General features: G+C 43.0%; 19 protein-coding genes. 9 read left to right on the top strand and 10 right to left on the bottom strand.

Annotated elements, in window-relative coordinates; genetic code table 11:
- Both ACED59_RS16595 and ACED59_RS16600 read right to left on the bottom strand, forming a co-directional pair.
- Positions 1–164, bottom strand: a 164-nt coding sequence (locus ACED59_RS16595; protein WP_371731367.1) for a transposase, incomplete at its 3' end; no start/stop codon positions are given.
- A 562-nt stretch (positions 165–726) separates the two neighbouring features.
- Entirely contained in the window at positions 727–1,047 is a 321-nt protein-coding gene (locus ACED59_RS16600; RefSeq protein WP_371705059.1) for a hypothetical protein, read from the bottom strand.
- A gap of 612 nt (positions 1,048–1,659) precedes the next feature.
- Between ACED59_RS16600 and hisF the strand changes: the two genes are divergently transcribed.
- Positions 1,660–2,430 (top strand): imidazole glycerol phosphate synthase subunit HisF, encoded by a 771-nt coding sequence (gene hisF, locus ACED59_RS16605; RefSeq protein WP_102572598.1) that lies wholly within the window; start codon positions 1,660–1,662, stop codon positions 2,428–2,430.
- Positions 2,427–3,077 carry a bifunctional phosphoribosyl-AMP cyclohydrolase/phosphoribosyl-ATP diphosphatase HisIE gene (hisIE, locus tag ACED59_RS16610; RefSeq protein WP_017098160.1) on the top strand — a complete coding sequence of 217 codons (651 nt, stop codon included), beginning with the start codon at positions 2,427–2,429 and terminating at the stop codon, positions 3,075–3,077. The genes hisF and hisIE overlap by 4 nt, the downstream gene beginning before the upstream one ends.
- A 249-nt stretch (positions 3,078–3,326) precedes the next feature.
- Here hisIE and ACED59_RS16615 read toward each other — a convergent pair whose 3' ends face one another.
- From ACED59_RS16615 to ACED59_RS16630, 4 genes are all read right to left on the bottom strand, one after another.
- The gene (locus ACED59_RS16615) at positions 3,327–3,839 is read right to left on the bottom strand and encodes a YchJ family protein (protein WP_017098161.1); all 513 of its coding nucleotides are present in this window, start codon (positions 3,837–3,839) and stop codon (positions 3,327–3,329) included.
- Between the two features lie 118 nt (positions 3,840–3,957).
- Positions 3,958–5,175, bottom strand: a complete 1,218-nt coding sequence (locus ACED59_RS16620) for an EAL and HDOD domain-containing protein (protein WP_017098162.1) — start codon at positions 5,173–5,175, stop codon at positions 3,958–3,960.
- Between the two features lie 123 nt (positions 5,176–5,298).
- Positions 5,299–6,033, bottom strand: a complete 735-nt coding sequence (gene lpxH / locus ACED59_RS16625) for a UDP-2,3-diacylglucosamine diphosphatase (protein WP_017098163.1) — start codon at positions 6,031–6,033, stop codon at positions 5,299–5,301.
- An 84-nt stretch (positions 6,034–6,117) separates the two neighbouring features.
- Positions 6,118–6,612 carry a peptidylprolyl isomerase gene (locus ACED59_RS16630; protein ID WP_017098164.1) on the bottom strand — a complete coding sequence of 165 codons (495 nt, stop codon included), beginning with the start codon at positions 6,610–6,612 and terminating at the stop codon, positions 6,118–6,120.
- Between the two features lie 190 nt (positions 6,613–6,802).
- Between ACED59_RS16630 and cysS the strand changes: the two genes are divergently transcribed.
- Positions 6,803–8,188: a cysteine--tRNA ligase gene (gene cysS, locus ACED59_RS16635; protein ID WP_012604369.1), complete on the top strand. Its 1,386-nt coding sequence runs from the start codon at positions 6,803–6,805 to the stop codon at positions 8,186–8,188.
- 97 nt (positions 8,189–8,285) lie between these two features.
- Positions 8,286–8,864 (top strand): thymidine kinase, encoded by a 579-nt coding sequence (locus ACED59_RS16640; RefSeq protein WP_009848795.1) that lies wholly within the window; start codon positions 8,286–8,288, stop codon positions 8,862–8,864.
- A 120-nt stretch (positions 8,865–8,984) separates the two neighbouring features.
- On the opposite strand, the gene ACED59_RS16645 is transcribed toward ACED59_RS16640, so the two are convergent.
- From ACED59_RS16645 to ACED59_RS16655, 3 genes are all read right to left on the bottom strand, one after another.
- Positions 8,985–9,650, bottom strand: coding sequence for a YdcF family protein (locus ACED59_RS16645; RefSeq protein ID WP_017098165.1), 666 nt, complete (start codon positions 9,648–9,650; stop codon positions 8,985–8,987).
- Complete coding sequence (locus tag ACED59_RS16650; protein ID WP_017098166.1) at positions 9,643–10,497, bottom strand: NAD(P)H-binding protein; 855 nt, start codon at positions 10,495–10,497, stop codon at positions 9,643–9,645. The genes ACED59_RS16645 and ACED59_RS16650 overlap by 8 nt, the downstream gene beginning before the upstream one ends.
- Positions 10,498–10,611: 114 nt before the next feature.
- A complete protein-coding gene (locus tag ACED59_RS16655; RefSeq protein ID WP_009848792.1) occupies positions 10,612–10,842 on the bottom strand; it encodes a TIGR02647 family protein in 231 nt (76 codons plus the stop codon).
- Positions 10,843–11,101: 259 nt separating this feature from the next.
- Here ACED59_RS16655 and ACED59_RS16660 point away from each other — a divergent pair, with 259 nt between their 5' ends.
- Both ACED59_RS16660 and focA read left to right on the top strand, forming a co-directional pair.
- Entirely contained in the window at positions 11,102–12,406 is a 1,305-nt protein-coding gene (locus ACED59_RS16660; protein ID WP_017098167.1) for a hypothetical protein, read from the top strand.
- Between the two features lie 362 nt (positions 12,407–12,768).
- A complete protein-coding gene (gene focA / locus ACED59_RS16665) occupies positions 12,769–13,611 on the top strand; it encodes a formate transporter FocA (protein ID WP_009848790.1) in 843 nt (280 codons plus the stop codon).
- Positions 13,612–13,994: 383 nt separating this feature from the next.
- On the opposite strand, the gene ACED59_RS16670 is transcribed toward focA, so the two are convergent.
- Positions 13,995–14,789, bottom strand: coding sequence for an ABC transporter permease (locus tag ACED59_RS16670; protein WP_371695053.1), 795 nt, complete (start codon positions 14,787–14,789; stop codon positions 13,995–13,997).
- A gap of 436 nt (positions 14,790–15,225) precedes the next feature.
- Between ACED59_RS16670 and torE the strand changes: the two genes are divergently transcribed.
- From torE to torA, 3 genes are read left to right on the top strand one after another with little or no spacing between them, the layout of a single operon-like run.
- The gene (gene torE, locus ACED59_RS16675; RefSeq protein WP_008222628.1) at positions 15,226–15,408 is read left to right on the top strand and encodes a trimethylamine N-oxide reductase system protein TorE; all 183 of its coding nucleotides are present in this window, start codon (positions 15,226–15,228) and stop codon (positions 15,406–15,408) included.
- A gap of 50 nt (positions 15,409–15,458) precedes the next feature.
- Positions 15,459–16,640 carry a pentaheme c-type cytochrome TorC gene (gene torC, locus ACED59_RS16680; RefSeq protein ID WP_009848788.1) on the top strand — a complete coding sequence of 394 codons (1,182 nt, stop codon included), beginning with the start codon at positions 15,459–15,461 and terminating at the stop codon, positions 16,638–16,640.
- Positions 16,641–16,664: 24 nt separating this feature from the next.
- Positions 16,665–19,127 (top strand): trimethylamine-N-oxide reductase TorA, encoded by a 2,463-nt coding sequence (torA, locus tag ACED59_RS16685; protein WP_009848787.1) that lies wholly within the window; start codon positions 16,665–16,667, stop codon positions 19,125–19,127.
- Positions 19,128–19,146 lie beyond the last annotated feature (19 nt).

Genomic DNA, 19,146 nt, shown 5'->3' on the forward strand with positions numbered 1-19,146 from the left:
ATAGCTAAATCACTGAACCGACGTGGCCTCCCGCGCTTATTCTGTTTGCTTTGCGCCCACCCACTTATTGCTTCTTCATCGATCCAGAAGGTCAGAGAACCACGGTTAATGAGCGATTGGTTGTATTGCTTCCAGTTGGTTGTTTTGTAACAAGGTTTAGGCATAAGGCTACGAGAGAGAGTGGTGGTAGCTGATCAGATCGTAGGTTCTGGATTTAGTTCCACTGAATTACGCAACAAAGCCGGCTAGGGCAGAAACGAAGTTTCGTGTCCCTAACAACTCCAGCTTGCTACTAATATTCTTACTGAAATAAGGCTTTTATCAGATAAAAAACTTCTTATAATATTTGGGAGTGCACGTGTGCGCTGAAATATATGCTCGCAATGCCTTTGCTTTGACAGTGTGTGTTTTAATTTCTATATTTTTAAAGAACGATTGGAATATTATTCCCTAGTCATATTTATATATTAAAACTAATATTTTCATTAATCAACTGACATCAAATTTATTATCTGGTATACTCCTAAAATTTTTCGTGAAATATGAGTTGCTCGAAAATTTTTTAAAAAAATATGAGAGATTCAAAAGTGGCTAAGTATTTGTATTAAAAAATAACACCAGAGAGATGCTTATTTATGGGATTTCACTTCATACCAAATAAATTAATTTAGTAATATTGCAAATGAAGCATGATTAATTGTGAGTAATGATTGCGGCACGTTTCAATCAACCAAAAAAGGTAGAAGTCATGACTACCATAGTAGAGCTGACGGGAGCACGAGTGCTCCCTTTACCGCCTTCGGCGAATAGTTCGATGCTACTTCGTTCGTCTTGCTCTATCTCTTCACAGCTCGGAAATGCTCCGCTCGCTTCGAGCGACATATCGTGCCCAAACATATAAGTGCTACATTTGCCCATCGCGGAATCGATTGTTTCAATATCGATCTCAGAGGTGTCACTTAAATGACGACAACGTTGTGTTTTTGTCTCGCGATTAAAACGCTCAACAACACCTCGAATTAACCTCTCTTCAATGAGTTGCTCCAACGTTTCTCACATTCTTGAGTACATGATTTTAGCTTGATACTTATAATCATCTTGGGAAGCCGCTGCTGCTTTCAGAGCCAAAACAAGATGCTCCTTTAAAGCACCAATTGGTGACTTGGTTTTCATTGAGTCATGTGGTGGAACTCAGTGAAATGTCCGTAAGAGTTTTCTTCCTCGTTAAAGCCGTGATTGCTCTATGCCGTGCAAAGTGATAGCAACCAGATTTTCGGCGGAGTTTATAAACTAACAACACGTCATTTTTTCAGTATAGATGTTTGTTAGTTTCTTCTGCGCAAGTGTTTCACAACATCAAATATGCGCCTGATTTCGCTAGGACACTGCCTATCTGATTCATTTTTTCGGTAAGTATTTTGAGAGTGCACATAGCACATGAAATGGAAATCAAACTGCTATATAGTTAGTCAATCGGAGCCCTGAATGGGTATGAATAATTAGTCATTGCATGAATAGACGCTGCATAAATCTCCAACTTTATAAGCTATGGTTTATACGGACTGTTGAAAATGTGATGAAAAATAATTTTAGAGGGAATTTAAGACGTTGATAAAAAGTAATCAAAATCAAACGGTTAAACCAGCAAAGAAAACCTCCTTGGCAAAGCGAATAATCCCTTGTTTGGATGTCCGTGATGGACAAGTGGTTAAGGGCGTTCAATTCCGTAATCACGAAATTATTGGTGACATCGTTCCGCTAGCACAACGCTACGCAGAAGAGGGCGCTGATGAATTAGTATTTTATGACATCACCGCATCAAGTGATGGCCGTGTGGTCGATAAAAGCTGGGTGAAACGTGTAGCAGAAGTGATTGATATTCCTTTCTGTGTGGCTGGTGGTATTAAGTCTGCGGAAGATGCAGCACGCATTCTTGAGTTTGGTGCAGATAAAGTATCCATCAACTCGCCTGCATTGGCTAACCCACAGCTAATCACTGACCTAGCTGATAAGTTCGGCGTACAGTGTATCGTTGTCGGTATCGATTCATACTTCGATAAAGAGACGGGTAAATATCAGGTTTACCAATTCACAGGCGATGAAGCGCGTACCAAAGCAACCAAGTGGGAAACCAAAGATTGGGTGCAGGAAGTACAGAAGCGTGGCGCCGGTGAGATCGTGTTAAACATGATGAACCAAGATGGCGTTCGCAACGGCTATGATATCGACCAGTTAAATATGGTACGTTCGGTGTGTAATGTACCCCTGATTGCATCAGGTGGCGCAGGTGCAATGGAACACTTTGCTGAAGCTTATAAAAAGACCAACGTGGATGGAGCACTTGCGGCTTCGGTATTCCACAAACAAGTCATCAATATTGGTGAACTTAAACAGTATTTAAAACAACAAGATGTAGAGGTGCGACTATGAGTTTTGAACCCGTAAGCTTATCAAAAACAGAAGTAGGCGCATTGTCAGAGCGTATTGATTGGGAAAAAGTCGATGGCTTAGTGCCAGCGATTGTTCAAGATTACCAGTCTAGCCAAGTGCTGATGATGGGATACATGAACCCAGCAGCACTAGAGAAAACAGGCGAGACTGGCCAAGTGACGTTTTTCTCTCGCACCAAAGAGCGCCTTTGGACGAAAGGTGAAACGTCAGGCAACGTATTGCAACTGCACAACGTCGCCTTGGACTGTGACAGCGACACCTTACTGGTTAAAGTTAATCCCATTGGTCCAACGTGCCACACAGGTACAACAACGTGTTGGGATGGAGACAAGCAAGAAGAGTCTCAGATGGTGTGGCTTCATCAGCTTGAGCAGCTATTGGCTGCCCGCAAGGACGCCGATCCTGAATCTTCTTATACTGCCAGTCTATATGCCCGTGGCACCAAGCGTATTTCGCAAAAAGTGGGCGAAGAAGGCGTTGAAGTCGCGCTTGCGGCGACGTCGGGCGATAAGGCGGAGTTAGTGTGTGAATCAGCAGATTTGATTTACCACCTAATGGTTCTTCTTCAAGATCAAGGCTTATCGATGGATGATGTGGTAAACAAGCTGAAAGAGCGTCATAAGTAAGCTCTCTTTAGATTAATAGAACCGCGTAAAAGACAGGCAAAAGCCCCGCAAACAAACATGTTTACGGGGCTTTTTAGTTTTTTAATTTTCAAGATTTCAAGATTTCAAGATTTCAAGATTTCAAGATTTCAAGATTTCAAGATTTCTAAGCCCTACGTCACTTTTCTAACCTCTGACTTTGCGTCATTCCGAGGAGCCTAAGCGACATCAGGAATCTCTTCTCTTAATCTGACTTCTTAGTCGAACGAGTTACCCGCAGCACTTCTTGTATTTCTTACCACTGCCACAAATACACGGATCATTACGGCCGATTTTAAAGCTCTCAACGGTTTGATTTAAGCGTGGGTCAATTTCTGGTTGTGTAGTTTGTTCTTGCTCTGGGAAGGTACCATCAATGTAGTACCAAAGACCGTCTTGACGTATAAAGCGAGAGCGTTCTTGCATGCAGTATTGTGCGCCTTCTTCATTGAAGTAAGCTTTAAACTCAACAAAGCCTTCGTCTTGGTGCGAGCCTACCGCAGTATCGATGACTTCTAGTCCTGCCCAATCACTGTTGATAGATTCGGCAATACCTTCTCTTTGCGCTTCTGCGTTGCAGCTAGGGTGGTAAGTCGCAACAACATAATCCACCAAACCAAGTACATGTGCAGAATAACGTGAGCGCATCAATTGCTCGGGTGTTTCAACGGCACTGTGGTTAAGGTGTGCTGATTTACAGCACTGTTGGTAAGTGTTTTTGCTACCGCATGGGCATAAAGACATGGTTAAATCCTGTAAAAATGGCCTCTGTTAAGAGGCCATAAATGAATGTGTTGGAGTTTATCAAGAAACGACTGCTCACCAAAGCTGAGTTTCGATTGAAGTAGCTGTGTGATGTGAACTATTTCAAAGTAGGAGACAGCAGGTCTTGGGCCCAAGAAGTTGCTTCGTCATAAGCTTGACCTAGCTCTGCTTCGTTGAGTTTGAGCAGTTTACGAATGCGCGTTGCTTCATCCCAGCGAGCTTGTTCATAAGCTATGACCATCGCCAAAATGGCACCTAATACGCCTTTACGTTGAATCAAGGCTTGTTTAATCTCATCATCGATCGGCACCGAGTCCAGTACTTTTACTAACGGCAGATCGAATAGGGAGTCGAGCAGCGAGAACATGCCAGTTAAAAAGGCTTGCCCGGGCTCAACCTTAACGTTCATTTTCTCGACCAACAGTTCACATTGGCGCGCGCGTATCACGGCTAAACCATAAAGTGAGTCTGGTTTATCTTCTTTCGCGGATGCGATAGCAACCAGTGACACTAGCTTACGTAGTTTTTGTTCACCAAGATAAACAAGCGCTTGGTGGAATGAACGAATCGGTGTTGATGAGCCACCAGCGGAGTTTACGTAAGAGAGCAGCTTATACGACATAGTCATATCAAGGGTAATCAAACGCTCTACTTCGGCAAAGTTGATAGGATCGTTGGCAATCTCTTTCAACAGTTGAACAATGGTTAAAAAAGCAGGGTTTAATGCGCGAGTTTGGATCATCTCCGGCTTACTGAAAAAGTAGCCTTGAAAGTAGTTAAACCCGGCTTGGATTGCTTCTTGGTATTCTTCGTGAGTTTCTACTTTCTCCGCTAGAAACTCGATATTCAAGTCTTTCAGAGTGTTCATGAACATCGCAGCTTTAGCGATTGAGATCAAACGTATGTCGAATTTGATAATTGATACGTAAGGTAAGAAGCGTTTCCATGCTTTGCTAGGCACAAAATCATCTAACGCGATCGTGTAACCCGCATCATAAATTGTGATGATGGCTTCTAGCAGTTCGTCTGTTGGCTCACAGTCTTCCAGTACCTCGACAACTAAGCTCTCTTTCGGAAATAGAGTCGGGACTAGGTTAACCAAGCTTGCATATGGAAAATTAACGAATCCAAGCTTATCGCCCAATGTATTATAGTGGGTAGATAAGAAGTGGTCGGAAAGCAAACGGCTAGTAGCGAGCTCCGGCTCTACTTCAGGGAAAGTGTTCTTAGGACCATCCCTAAATAGCAACTCGTAACCTATGGTCTTCTTGTCTGCATCGAGTATTGGTTGACGCGCTACGTATGAATATTTCAACTTGGTACTGTGTTCGGTTTATTTTTGATAGACAAATAATAGCTAATTCAGGAGAAATTACCATATACAAGTGAAGAAAATCTGACCGATGATAATAATAAAAGTGAAAGTTTAAGCGTGATGCTAAAAGCGATTGCTAAACTCGCGATTCTGTAGTTCAAAACTTTGCGGAGTGAACACCAGAACTGATCCTTGGGTATACCAATCACCCAATACGATACGGGTTTTAGTGCAATTGTTAGCACTGAAGGAGTGTATGTCTGGACGGTGAGTATGACCGTGGATCATCAAATCGACGTTGTGTTGTTTCATCACATTTTCGACTTCTTGCTGTGTTACATCCATGATGTCGAGTGACTTTGTCTGCTTATCATCTTTGATATCAGACTGAACCTTGGAGACAATTTTCTTTTTGATAAAAAATGGAATTCTATTAAAGACCCATTGTAACCAGGGCTGATGAACTTTTTCACGAAAGGCGAGGTACTTTATATCTTCGGTACACAGAGTATCACCATGCAATACCACTGCTTTTTGTCCGTAGATATCGATAGTAGAAACTTCATCTAGAAGCTGTACGCCTGTTTGTTTCGCAAATTTTTTGCCAACTAAAAAGTCCCGATTGCCTTGTGTGAAATAACAAGGTACGCCAGTGTTAACTAAGTCTATAAACGTTTGGCGAATTGAATTCGCGAACTCGCTTGTATCGTCGTCACCAATCCAGAATTCGAAAAGATCACCCAACACGTAGAGTGCATCCGCTTCTACGGCCTCGTTCTTCATGAAGGTTAAGAAGCAGTCTGTGATGTCTTGTCGCGACGGAGCAAGGTGTAGATCTGATATAAAATATGTTTTCATAGGTCTAAAAAAAGGGAGCGATTCGCTCCCTATATCCTGATTTTATCGGCTCATCAATTATTAATACTAACCGAAAGCAAGTGATTAAGCTTCGATTGTCGTACCAGTGATGATCACTTCTTCTAGAGGTACGTCTTGGTGCATACCCATAGAACCAGTGCTAACACCTTTGATCTTGTTTACGATATCCATGCCTTCAACAACTTCTGCGAATACACAGTAGCCCCAACCGTCTAGGCTTTCGCTACGGAAGTTTAGGAAAGAGTTGTCGTTAACGTTGATGAAGAACTGAGAGCTCGCTGAATGCGGTTCCATAGTACGAGCCATTGCTAGCGTACCCACTTTGTTCGCTAGGTCGTTGTTTGCTTCGTTCTTGATAGTCGCGCGAGTTGTTTTTTCTTTAAGGCCAGAAGTCATGCCGCCGCCTTGAACCATGAAACCATCGATAACACGGTGGAATAGCGTGTTGTCGTAAAAACCGTCACGGCAATACTGTAGGAAGTTTGCGCTTGTTTCTGGTGCTTTTTCTTCGTTAAGTTGAACTTTGATGTCACCAAAATTTGTGTGAAGGATGATCATGATTGTTACCTTACTGTCTTTTTAATATGAAGTTCGAATTCTAGCGCATGTTGGCGGACTTTCAAATCACCAAATCATTAACTTAACTCGGATGTATGAGGTAATTCCTGCTTTTGGGGATTACCTATTAAGGTGTGACTTGTTATACTGTGAGCTTATTTTTGATTAATCCATAAAATAGATAGAGATCATGCTGAAGATATATAACACGCTCACAAGACAGAAAGAGGAATTCAAACCAATTACAGCTGGCAAAGTCGGTATGTATGTCTGTGGGGTAACCATATACGATCTCTGTCATATTGGTCATGGCCGTACGTTCGTTTCATTTGACGTGGTAACTCGTTACCTGCGTTACCTTGGTTACGATTTGAATTTCGTTCGTAATATCACTGATATCGATGACAAAATCATCAAGCGCGCTAATGAAAACGGCGAGTCTTGTGACTCTCTGACTGAGCGTCTGATCGGTGAAATGCACGCGGACTTCGATGCATTGAACATGAAACGCCCAGATGTCGAGCCTCGTGCGACTGAATTCATCACAGAGATCATTGAGTTAGTAGAAAAGCTAATTCAACGTGGCTTCGCTTACGTTGCAAGCAACGGTGACGTGATGTTCGAAGTTAAGAAGTTTGACGAATACGGTAAGCTTTCTAAGCAAGATCTTGACCAGCTTCAAGCTGGCGCCCGTGTTGACATCGATTCTGCAAAACGTAGCCCGTTAGACTTTGTTCTTTGGAAGATGTCTAAGCCTGGTGAACCGACGTGGGAATCGCCATGGGGGCCAGGTCGTCCAGGTTGGCACATCGAATGTTCAGCAATGAACTCGTCTATTCTTGGCAATCACTTCGATATTCATGGTGGTGGTTCAGATCTACAGTTCCCGCACCACGAGAACGAAATCGCACAATCTTGCTGTGCACATGGCACCCAGTATGTGAATACTTGGATGCACAGTGGCATGGTGATGGTAGACAGAGAAAAAATGTCTAAGTCACTGGGTAACTTTTTCACTATCCGTGACGTACTTCAGCATTACGATGCAGAGACAGTTCGTTACTTCCTAATGTCTGGTCACTACCGTAGCCAACTAAACTACAGCGAAGATAACCTAAATCAGGCTCGTGCATCACTTGAACGTCTCTATACATCACTTCGTGGTCTAGACGTTACCGCAGCCCCTGCTGGTGGTGAAGAGTATGTGACTCGTTTCTCTACAGCGATGAACGATGATTTCAACACACCTGAAGCTTATTCAGTGCTGTTTGAAATGGCTCGTGAAATCAACCGTATCAAGACTGAAAGCATAGAAAAAGCAAGTGCACTAGGTGCGTTGATGCGTGAACTGGCAGACATCATCGGTATTCTTCACCAAGATCCAGAAGCTTTCTTGCAAGGCGATGCAGCAGGTAACGATGACGAAGTCGCTGAAATCGAAGGCCTAATTAAGCTACGTAATGACTCTCGCGCTTCGAAGGATTGGGCAAATGCCGATCTTGCACGTGATAAGCTGAACGAGCTAGGTATTGTTCTGGAAGATGGTCCAGAAGGTACGACTTGGCGTCGTAAGTAAATCTTATAAAAAGGGCTGATTTTCAGCCCTTTTTTCTAGCAAAAATTCTCTAATTTCACCTTTTTATCTTCAACTTTTAATTAACAGGAATATTTCTGTGGCTCAGATGTATTTTTATTACTCGGCAATGAACGCGGGTAAATCAACAACGCTTCTTCAATCTTCATTCAACTACCAAGAACGTGGTATGACACCAGTGATCTTTACGGCTGCATTAGATGATCGCTATGGTATCGGTAAAGTGAGTTCACGAATTGGTCTTCAATCTGAAGCTCAATTGTTTAAAAACGACACCAATATGTTTGAGGCAATTCAAAAACTCAACGAAGAAGAAAAGCGTCATTGTGTATTGATCGATGAGTGTCAGTTCTTATCGAAAGAGCAGGTTTACCAACTAACAGAAGTGGTTGATAAGCTGCACATCCCTGTACTTTGTTACGGTTTGCGCACTGACTTCTTGGGTGAACTGTTTGAAGGTAGCCGCTACTTGTTGTCTTGGGCTGACAAATTAGTAGAACTTAAAACAATTTGCCACTGTGGCCGTAAGGCCAATATGGTAATTCGTACAGATGAGCACGGTGTGGCAATTGCTGAAGGTGACCAAGTCGCTATTGGTGGCAATGACCAATATGTTTCGGCTTGCCGTTTACATTATAAAGAAGCGTTAGGTAAATAAGCAGCCTACAAGTCGGCATTGCTAAAACCAATAGCGTTCAAATTAGAAAACGGTGACCTAGTGTCACCGTTTTTGTTTATTGAGCCGAGCTTCTATTTTATTCTTAGTCGATCTTTTGCTTTATTCGAAACCGAGCCTCTTTAATGCTTGATAGGCATGGTCAACGTCGTCAGGGATGGGCATCTCAATTTGAAAGCCCTGAGCGGGGTAGGATTTGATTCGCTCATAATCAGCAATCAATGCACCTAACACCATGTCTAACGGCAACTCTTCGTTAAAGTAATCATCCCAGTCTTGCCATTGTGAAGTGACTTGAATCTCGGTAACTTCGTCAGGCCACTGTTTAGCAAACGTTGCGTAAGTGCGTTTCTCCATAAAGGGCTTCTGAACTAGGGTCAGCCGTTTAGGTGATAATCCTCGCTGATCCAGTAGCTCGTAGGTAAACCGTACATTTTCCCCAGTGTTTGTCGCGTGCTTCTCAATGATAATGTCTAAGTCAGGCACACCACAGTCTCGTGCGATAGAAGCGAACGTTTCTGCTTCTGAACGCTCAAAGCTTCCTTCTGTAAAACGTCCCACACCACCAGAAAAAACGATGTAAGGCGCTATCTTTTGGTGATAAAGCTCGGCTGCATATTCAGCGACGCGGGTATCGTTGCTACACAATACAAAAATACAGTCTGAAGGCGTAACCTTGTGACCCATAGACATAAAGTTCCAAAGGGTGTCGACTGAGCGATGCAGTTTTATATTGGGATTTCTCTTAGCTGTAGATTGCTCAGTCATGAAGTGCGTCCAGTGTGGATTCGAATTTAAACGAGTAACCTAAGTCGAGAATCTTTTTCGACGAGATCAGTTTGTCTGGCGTATCGACAAGAGGGGGAAGTGGTTCGCTGCTATTGGCACTTTTTAGTGCAGCGGCATAGAACTCTGCTTTGCTCACAGTATTCGGTGTGGTGACGTTGACCACTTCGTTGTGCAGTTGACTGATAGCGAAATCGACTGCGCCAATCGCGTCGTTAAGGTGAAGCATATTGGCAGGAGCTTGAGTACTAACCTGCTTCAATTTACTTGCAAACCTCGATGGGTGACGGTTCGGACCAATCAATCCACTAAAGCGAAGAATGGTGTAGTCGATGCCAGAATCAATCACTGACTGTTCCGCTTGCAGCATAACACGCGCGTTATCGGAAAATGAAGACGCTAGCTCGTTGCCTGAGGTTGAAAGGGGGAGTGAAGCATCCAGTTCGTTCAATACGCCAGGTTTGGTTGGGTATACGGTTGTTGAACTGACCATGATGAGCTTCTTAACGTTGGCCTTTTGACAGGCATTGGTGAGTTGCTGCCAGTAGTCGGCGTACTCTTGTCCTGCTCCCTTTCTAAAGCCTGGAGGGAAGCTACCAATCACTATCTCAGTGTTGTTTTCGAGTAACAACGAATAGAGTTCGCCGATAGTCTCATCTGGCTTTGATGAGTCAAAACTAAACACTTCACATGGAACTCGTTTGTTCCCAACAGCGTCTGCACCTGCTTGGGTCGTTTTCGTGACCACAACTTGGTTACCATGTTTTTCTAAATGTTCAGATAAAGGTGCACCGACCCATCCTGCACCAACAATAAATATAGAAGCCATGTGTTCCTCACAACTGCAAATGACGAATTTACAATAAGCCTAACAAACCTTTGGCCAAAAATGAAAAAACTCCACGGCCGAAGCGAGTGGAGTTTTTACTAGAACCGTGGAGTTTTAGTTCAGTACGCGAAGTAACTTGTCTGCGCGCTCTGCCATCTGGATACCTTCATCTGTTAGGTAACCACCGTCTGGCTGAGTGCAAAGATTCTTTTCGAATAGGCGCTTAACAGCGTCTTGAGTTTCTTGAGCAGCCTCTTGATGAACTTTAATTCCAGTAGCGGCGCTACTTACATCAAATTGAAGAAGGAGGTTTAAATCAGCAATATGTTCAGCGTTGTACTTCATAATTAACCTATATATTCATAACGTTCTCTACCTTCACCTTAGTGCGCATTCACGGCTCAAGCAATAGCAAATAAATAGAATTGATAAGTGATACCAAATTGAATGATTAATCGTCGTATGGTGGGTTTATTTTAGTTAGATTGCGTGATTTGCAGCCACTTAAATTCGGAACGATGTTTATTGGGAAGTGGTTGTAATATATTGTGTTACTAGAAATATATTGCATCCAGCTAATATTGTATAAAAAGGAAACGCATCAGTGAGAGTGAACAAAGTAGCATTAACGATCAGTATGCTATTTGCTATCTCAGGTTGTCAAAGTACACCCTCAGAGCAGACAGGCGCGAACCAAACCACAAATGACAATGAATCAACAGTAGAGGTCCGTTCATTTCAGTCTGTCCAAAGTGTTTACTCCGAGTGGGAGGCTAAGCTTGAAGAACACGCTCAATTGTCTCTCTATGCTCCAGAGAATTACAATGAACTATTAGACGCTTGGGATGATGCTGAAAGCATTTATGCGGACTTACTGAAAGATCAAACACGGTTAACCAAGAGTTACTCGATTTTTTCGACATTAACTTACGCCGAAGCCTTTGATGAAAAAATCGCGTTGATTCGATCAAATTATGACTCGATCTTAGTGCTAAAGGAAAAGGCTGACAGAGTATTAGCCGACTCGATAGTGCAAATGGATTACTTAAAGTTTCTTGGTGCCGATACTATGTTTGCATCGAGCTACAAGCGCTTGTATTCAGAATACAGCGAGCTGTTTGAGTATGTGCTGGTCGACGAACTTGAAGATGCTCAGGAAGCACAGGTAGAGTTTCTTAATAACGCGAGTTTGTTAGAAGTTAAAGTGGCGCACAAGAAGTACATCGAACCTTTGAAGGATGAGTTGGAGTTCTTGGAAGATGAAGATTTCGATGACGTTGTTCCACTGACGTTTGCTAAAGCGGCATCTCAAATTGCTTTGGCAGAAAGCCAAGTGAAAGCCAGTCCCCGTGAAAAGTCGATCATTGAAGACGCAGTTCACGCTGCAGAGTTCGAATTAAACCACGTGCGCAGTGTTGCTCATGAAGTTAAAGTACTAGCGAGCGTAAAAGGCGACCAGTTCGAACAGTCGGTTTTGAATGCAGAGAACCAGTTATTGAGCATTTCACGAGTGGTTAATGATGAAGATCACCGTGATGTTGTATTGCGTCTTCAGTCTCAAAAAATTGTAGCGAGTGTTAAAGCGCTGAAAGGCTCAGACATGACGGCGTCATTAAAGTCAGAGATTAAAACTTTGACTGAGCGACTCGCTAAGTTAGAAAGTGAGAATCAGAAACAAACACAGAAATTGGTTGAAGCGACCAAGCACAACCAATTGTTAGATGATCAGGTTACCAAGAGTGATGCTCATATAAAGAGCCTAGAAGAGTTAGTGGATAGCTTGAAAAGCTTAGGTGGTAAAGTTGCCAGCGAAAGTGACTCTGATGTGATTCTTCCTAGTATTGAATCTAGCCTAGAGGATGCATCTCTCGAACAATCATTAGAAGAAGTGATTGAACCTTCGGTTTAGCATCACTAATTTCTTTATTTGTGATTGAGTTAAAAGCGCCTAAGGGCGCTTTTTTACGTTCTGTTGATCTATGTCAAAATCTGAAAACAAAAGTGTCCATTGAGTCATTATAGTGTAAGTTATTCTTTGAACTTTAACGTAACTTGTTGATATTTATAGATGTGTTGTTTTCTATGCTGATAACTAATCATTCAGCAGAGTTTTATTTTTACTACTAAAGTCGTATGAATTTGGAATAACTTGGACTAATTTCTTTCAACAGGATTGTGAGAGGCATTTCGAGCTTAAAATAGCTCTTGAATTCAGAAATGAAAGAGAGGATTATCGCGCTCCCGACGACATGTTTCAAAATGTAAATCATCATGAATCTAAACCAATTCGACTCATTATTACCGCCACAAATGGCTGAGCGCGCTGCAGATATTGGCGTAGGTAAAGCAACCAAAGATCCAATCAAATCTTTTCTCCTAGCGATTTCTGCTGGCATACATATTGGTATCGCGTTTGTGTTCTACACAATCGTGACTACCGGTGCTGGTGATTTACCGTGGGGTATTACTCGCTTATTGGGTGGTCTAGCTTTTAGCTTAGGATTAATCCTTGTTGTTGTTACTGGTGGTGAACTGTTTACCAGCTCGGTGTTGACGCTTGTTGCTCGCGCAAGTGGCAAGATTACCTGGCGTACATTAGTTAAGAACTGGACCACGGTTTATGTCGGTAACTTAATTGGTGCATTGCTGCTGGTGGCCTGTATGCTTCTGACTAAACAGTACATGTTCGATCATGGACAAGTGGGTTTGAATGCCATGGCGATTTCCCAACACAAAATGCACCATGATTTTATCCAAGCTATCGCGCTTGGCATCATGTGTAATGTGTTGGTTTGTATCGCGGTATGGATGACGTTTAGTGGACGTACACTGACTGACAAAATCGCAGTTATGATTTTACCTGTTGCGATGTTCGTATCAGCCGGTTTTGAGCACTGTATTGCCAACATGTTCCAAGTCCCTTTAGCTATCGGTATCAAAACATTTGCTCCCGCAGAATTTTGGACAATGACAGGCGCTAACCCTGCGGACTATGTTGATCTGAACATGATGGACTTTTTGATGAACAACTTGCTGCCCGTTACCATTGGTAACATCATTGGCGGTGGTATCTTTGTTGGTATGTGGTACTGGTTGATCTACCTACGTGACTAATAAGGGTGGCGTGATCCACAAAGCAAAGGTTGCGTGATTAATTCCGATTACGCGGTTAATCCAGTTTACGAGTTAACTGGGTAACTTGGACTCAGTGAAAACACTGAACTGACTTATGACATTTACAAGACGGCCTGCATTGCAGGCCGTTTTTATTTGTGGAAAACCTACTTATTCATTTCTTAAATTATCATGTGAACGCTCAATAGCGATGATCACCGTGTGTGTATATGTCTTTGAAAACACCCAAAGATCAAAGGTAATGATCTTTCCCTAGGTGGGAATGGACAAAAAAGGATCTATATTGATTTGGTTATCCACAATTTCTGTGGATAACCTGTCTCAAATTCAGTGAGTAACCAGATCTAAGTGGAGTAGGGAGGCTATTTCGAAGGCTGTATTTGCGCGAGAACTCGGCCTTCTTTAGTAAGAGATGTCTTCAATGAGAGCTGAAGTGCAAGTGCTAAAGAGCAGCTCATCATCACGAAGATAGCTAACATGATCATCAACTGATACTTAATCGCGATCATTGGTGATGCACCACCTAAGATCTGTCCTGTCATCATTCCCGGTAGCGTGACTAAGCCTGTAGTTGCCATAGAGGCCATAATTGGTGACATCGCTTTCTGTATCGCATTACGAACAAAAGGCGCGGCTGCATAGGAAGGAGACGCGCCCAAAGCGATAGCCGCTTCGTACTCTGATTTCTGCGTTTCAAAAGCCCCAAACAAATTCTGCAATGCCACGATATTACTGCTTAAGCTATTACCTAACAGCATCCCTGCAATAGGGATAAGGTACTGTGCGTTAAAAACCGGTGTCGGTTTAATGATGAAAAAGCAGATAAACAAGACAATAGGTACACAAGTTACAGCAAGGCTAACGGCTATAGGAACTAAAAGTAGATTTTTTGGGAGCCTAGATTTTTCAACAATTGAGCTTGCCCCAACGATGATCATTGCAAATAGCCACAGCAAATTGACCCATAAGCTATTCAAGGTGAACAAGTATTCTAGGTAAAGTCCCACTAGAAATAGCTGAATAACCATACGAATGATGCTGACAGAAGCCTCTTTTCCAAGGCCGAGTTTTAACTTGTGGTTGATGGTAATAGGTAGCAAGAGAAGTGAGCTGAAGAACAATAACTGCCACCAAGATATATCAATAACGTCTTGCATAATGATTCCTTTTAAGTGGTCTCCATCATATCTGAAAGTGCCAAATGATGCATTTCAACTGTAAAGTCACCAATTCTAAAAATGATCAATCATTTAACAAACAAAACACAAAATAGTGGTTGTTTGAGGCTTTTTTAGCTACTACTTAGTAGGTAAAAAGTTAAAATTGGTTGTCATATGGTTGCGTATATGTTGGTTTTTAACATTTGTGAAATATACTTAATTCTTCACATTTGTTAATACTTTTTAATAACTTTGTTTAACTGAAAACAAGTTTGGATGACCTCAAAAAAGTATTGATTAGCAAGGGTTATAACGGGGGATTTGATTGAACCCTACTTTGTGTATGGTCTAAAATTTGTTGTTAGATACTCAAGAACTTTAGCCCCATAGAATGGGTTACTCGAAATTACTAAATACAAAATAGGCAAAATGTATGAGTGATGTTAATAAAATTGAAACTGGCGAAAAACGCTCGTTGGAGTGGAAGTCTTTCCTCTTCATCGCGGTGGTTCTCTTTCCAATATTAAGTGTGGCTTTTGTAGGCGGTTACGGCTTCCTAGTTTGGGCACTGCAAGTGTTTGTATTCGGACCTCCTGGTGCTCACGGCGGCATGTAATGCCCTCTAGTAACAACATTTTTTAAAATCAATATTTAAGAGAGCTAAACATGAAATCATTTTTAGTTAAATTATGGCGCACAATGACTCGCCCTGCAGTACACATCAGTCTTGGTGTACTAACTATGGGTGGCTTTATCGCCGGTGTTATTTTCTGGGGCGGTTTTAACACAGCTCTAGAGCACACAAATACAGAAGAGTTCTGTGTAAGTTGTCACACCATGCGTGACAACGTGTACGTAGAACTACAAGAAACGGTTCACTGGAAAAACACTTCTGGTGTACGTGCTACTTGTCCTGACTGTCACGTTCCACATGAATGGACAGCAAAAATCGCTCGTAAGATGCAAGCATCTAAAGAAGTATTCGCTCAAGTATTTGGTGACTTAGATACACCTGAGAAATTCGAAGCTCGTCGTATCGAACTGGCTAAACACGAATGGGATCGTTTCTCTTCGAACAAATCTCTAGAGTGTAAAAACTGTCACAACTACGATTCAATGGACTTCGAGAACATGCGCCCAACAGCGCGTATCCAGATGAAGAATGCAGCAGAACGTGATCAAAGCTGTGTTGACTGTCATAAAGGTATTGCTCACAACCTTCCAATGGATATGGCATCAGCAAGCGGTATTGTTGGCGAGCTAGAAAATGTAGCAAGCAGCACATCTTACGCAAATGGTTCTGACGTGATCTCTATTCGTCACCTACCAATGTACACAGATGAAACAGCAACGGTTGAAGCGGGTCTACTAAGTCCTGCAAGTAAAGTTGCGGTTATCGACGAAAAAGGCGACATGATCAAGATTCAAATCGATGGTTGGCGTAAAGCGAAAGGCTTCGGACGTGTAATCCAAGAAGACTTCGGTATGAACATCTCAACTGCAATCTTGACCAAAGAAGTATCTCAAAGTGACGTTATCACTGTTGGTGAGAAGAAAGAAGATGAGCTTACTGGCCTTCCATGGGAAGAAGTTAACCTAGCACTTTGGATGAAGAAAGAGTCTATGGTTGATAACTTCGATCCAATTTGGAACGCAGCGGGTCAAGCGTACCAATCTAACTGTTCAACGTGTCACTCACAGCCAGATGAAGCTCACTTCAGCGCTAACGGTTGGGTAGGCATGTTAGATGGTATGATTGCATTCGTTAACTTCGATACAGATACAGAAGCACTTGTTCTTAAGTATCTACAGAAGCACTCATCAGATTTTTCTGAAGGCCATCACTAATAAGACGTCAATTGGAGTAACACAATGGCAATTACAAGAAGAAGTTTTCTGAAAGGTGTCGCTACTACAAGTGCGGCATCGGTTATCGGTCCAAGCTTATTGGCGTCGGCATCAGCGTCTGCAGCAGAAACAGACGGCGCGTGGAAAGTCTCTGGTTCTCACTGGGGTGCATTCCGAGCTCGCGTTTATGCGGGTAAAGTACAAGAGATTAAACCTCTAGAAATCGATCAACACCCAACTGAGATGTTGAAAGGTATTAAAGGTATTATCTACAGCCCATCACGTGTGCGTTACCCAATGGTTCGCCTAGATTGGTTGAAGAAGCATAAATACAGCGCAGACACGCGTGGTAACAACCGTTTTATTCGTGTGACTTGGGATGAGGCACTAGACCTTGTTTACCGCGAACTAGAGCGCGTACAGAAAGATTACGGTCCATGGGCGCTTCACACAGGTCAAACTGGTTGGAGACAAACGGGTCAGTTCCACAGCTGTACTAACCATATGCAACGTGCAATGGCACTTCACGGTTACTCTGTGAAGAAAATCGGTGACTACTCAACAGGTGCTGGTCAAACGATCATGCCTTACGTGCTAGGTTCTACTGAAGTTTACGCACAAGGTACATCTTGGGAACTTATCCTAGAAAACAGTGACAACATTGTTCTTTGGGGTAACGATCCAGTTAAAAACCTGCAAGTAGGTTGGACATGTGAGACTCACGAGTCATTCGCATACTTAGAACAGCTGAAAGAAAAAGTTGCTAAGAAAGAGATCAACGTTGTTTCTGTTGACCCTGTTAAAAACAAAACAGGCCGTTACCTAGAAAACGAGCAAATGTACATCAACCCACAAACTGATGTGGCGTTCATGCTTGGTGTTGCTCACGTTCTTTACAACGAAGATCTATACGACAAGAAGTTCATCGAAACTTACTGTCTAGGTTTTGAAGACTTTATCAAGTACGTTCAAGGTGAAACGAAAGATAAAGTTGAGAAGACACCTGAGTGGGCTTCGGCTATCTGTGGTGCAAGCGCGGACTCTATCCGTGAATTCGCTAAGATGCTGGTTAACGGTCGTACGCAGATTCTTGTCGGTTGGAGTATCCAACGTCAACAACACGGTGAGCAGCCTTACTGGATGTGTGCCGTTATCGCAGCAATGGTTGGCCAAATCGGTCTACCTGGCGGTGGTATCTCTTACGGTCACCATTACTCTGGTATCGGTGTTTCTTCAACTGGCTTCGCTGCTCCGGGTTCATTCCCGTTGAACATCGACCAAGGTCAATCGCCTAAGCACACTAACACTGATTACAACGGTTACAGCCGTGTAATCCCTGTTGCTCGTTGGGTAGATAGCTTGCTAGAGCCAGGTAAGAAGATCAAAGCGAACGGTTCAACGGTTACACTACCGGATATCAAGATGATGGTATTCAGTGGTAATAACCCGTGGCACCACCACCAAGATCGCAACAAGATGCGTAAAGCATTCAAGAGCCTACAAACTGTAGTGGCTGTTGATTTCGCTTGGACTGCAACTTGTCGTCACTCTGATATCGTGCTTCCTGCATGTACTCAGTGGGAACGTAACGATATTGATGGTTACGGCGCGTACTCTGGTCGTGGTTTGATCGCGATGCACAAACTAGTCGATCCTCTGTTCCAGTCTAAAACTGACTTCGAGATTATGTCTAGCCTAACTAAGCGTTGGGGTCGTTACGACGATTACACGCGTGGTATGGACGAAATGCAGTGGGTTAAATCTCTGTATGACGAATGTCGTGCATCAAACGAAGGCAGCTTCGAAATGCCTGAGTTTGCTGAGTTCTGGGAGAAAGGTTTCCTAGACTTCGGTAAAGGTAAGCCATGGACTCGCCACGCATCATTCCGTGAAGATCCAGAGATCAACGCACTAGGTACGCCTTCTGGTTTCATCGAAATCACAAGCCGTACTGTTGGCAACATGGGTTACGAGCACTGTCAAGAACACCCTATGTGGTTTGAGAAATCTGAACGTTCACACGGTGGTCCAGGCTCTGACAAACATCCGTACTGGCTACAATCTTGCCACCCAGACAAGCGTCTTCACTCTCAGATGTGTGAATCTGAAGAGTGGCGTGCGACTTACGCGGTACAAGGCCGTGAGCCAATCTACATCAACCCAATCGATGCTAAGAAGAAAGGCATCAAAGATGGCGACGTAGTACGTGTGTTCAATGACCGTGGTCAACTACTAGCAGGTGCTGTTCTAATGGATAGCTACGCACCTGGTGTTGTTCGTATCGAAGAAGGCGCTTGGTATGGCCCGATCAACGAGAAAGTGGGGGCGCTAGATACATACGGCGATCCAAACACACTAACTCAAGACATCGGTACGTCTGAACTTGCTCAAGCAACGTCAGCAAACACATGTTTGGTTAACTTCGAGAAGTTCCAAGGCAAACTGCCTCCAGTAACTTCATTCGGTGGTCCAATCGAAGTTTCTTAAGTCTTGTACTTAAGAACCA

Origin of the sequence: Vibrio sp. FF266 (assembly GCF_041439695.1) — a bacterium.
In the GTDB taxonomy this organism is placed as follows: Bacteria; Pseudomonadota; Gammaproteobacteria; order Enterobacterales; family Vibrionaceae; genus Vibrio; species Vibrio tasmaniensis_A.

What these genes read in the sequence shown, in the direction of transcription:
- focA (WP_009848790.1), top strand. Translation starts at nt 12,769, where the DNA reads ATGAATCTAAACCAATTCGACTCATTATTACCGCCACAAATGGCTGAG.
- torE (WP_008222628.1), top strand. Translation starts at nt 15,226, where the DNA reads ATGAGTGATGTTAATAAAATTGAAACTGGCGAAAAACGCTCGTTGGAG.
- ACED59_RS16650 (WP_017098166.1), bottom strand. Translation starts at nt 10,497, where the DNA reads ATGGCTTCTATATTTATTGTTGGTGCAGGATGGGTCGGTGCACCTTTA.
- ACED59_RS16645 (WP_017098165.1), bottom strand. Translation starts at nt 9,650, where the DNA reads ATGACTGAGCAATCTACAGCTAAGAGAAATCCCAATATAAAACTGCAT.
- torA (WP_009848787.1), top strand. Translation starts at nt 16,665, where the DNA reads ATGGCAATTACAAGAAGAAGTTTTCTGAAAGGTGTCGCTACTACAAGT.
- ACED59_RS16655 (WP_009848792.1), bottom strand. Translation starts at nt 10,842, where the DNA reads ATGAAGTACAACGCTGAACATATTGCTGATTTAAACCTCCTTCTTCAA.
- torC (WP_009848788.1), top strand. Translation starts at nt 15,459, where the DNA reads ATGAAATCATTTTTAGTTAAATTATGGCGCACAATGACTCGCCCTGCA.
- hisIE (WP_017098160.1), top strand. Translation starts at nt 2,427, where the DNA reads ATGAGTTTTGAACCCGTAAGCTTATCAAAAACAGAAGTAGGCGCATTG.
- ACED59_RS16670 (WP_371695053.1), bottom strand. Translation starts at nt 14,789, where the DNA reads ATGCAAGACGTTATTGATATATCTTGGTGGCAGTTATTGTTCTTCAGC.
- cysS (WP_012604369.1), top strand. Translation starts at nt 6,803, where the DNA reads ATGCTGAAGATATATAACACGCTCACAAGACAGAAAGAGGAATTCAAA.
- ACED59_RS16630 (WP_017098164.1), bottom strand. Translation starts at nt 6,612, where the DNA reads ATGATCATCCTTCACACAAATTTTGGTGACATCAAAGTTCAACTTAAC.
- lpxH (WP_017098163.1), bottom strand. Translation starts at nt 6,033, where the DNA reads ATGAAAACATATTTTATATCAGATCTACACCTTGCTCCGTCGCGACAA.
- ACED59_RS16615 (WP_017098161.1), bottom strand. Translation starts at nt 3,839, where the DNA reads ATGTCTTTATGCCCATGCGGTAGCAAAAACACTTACCAACAGTGCTGT.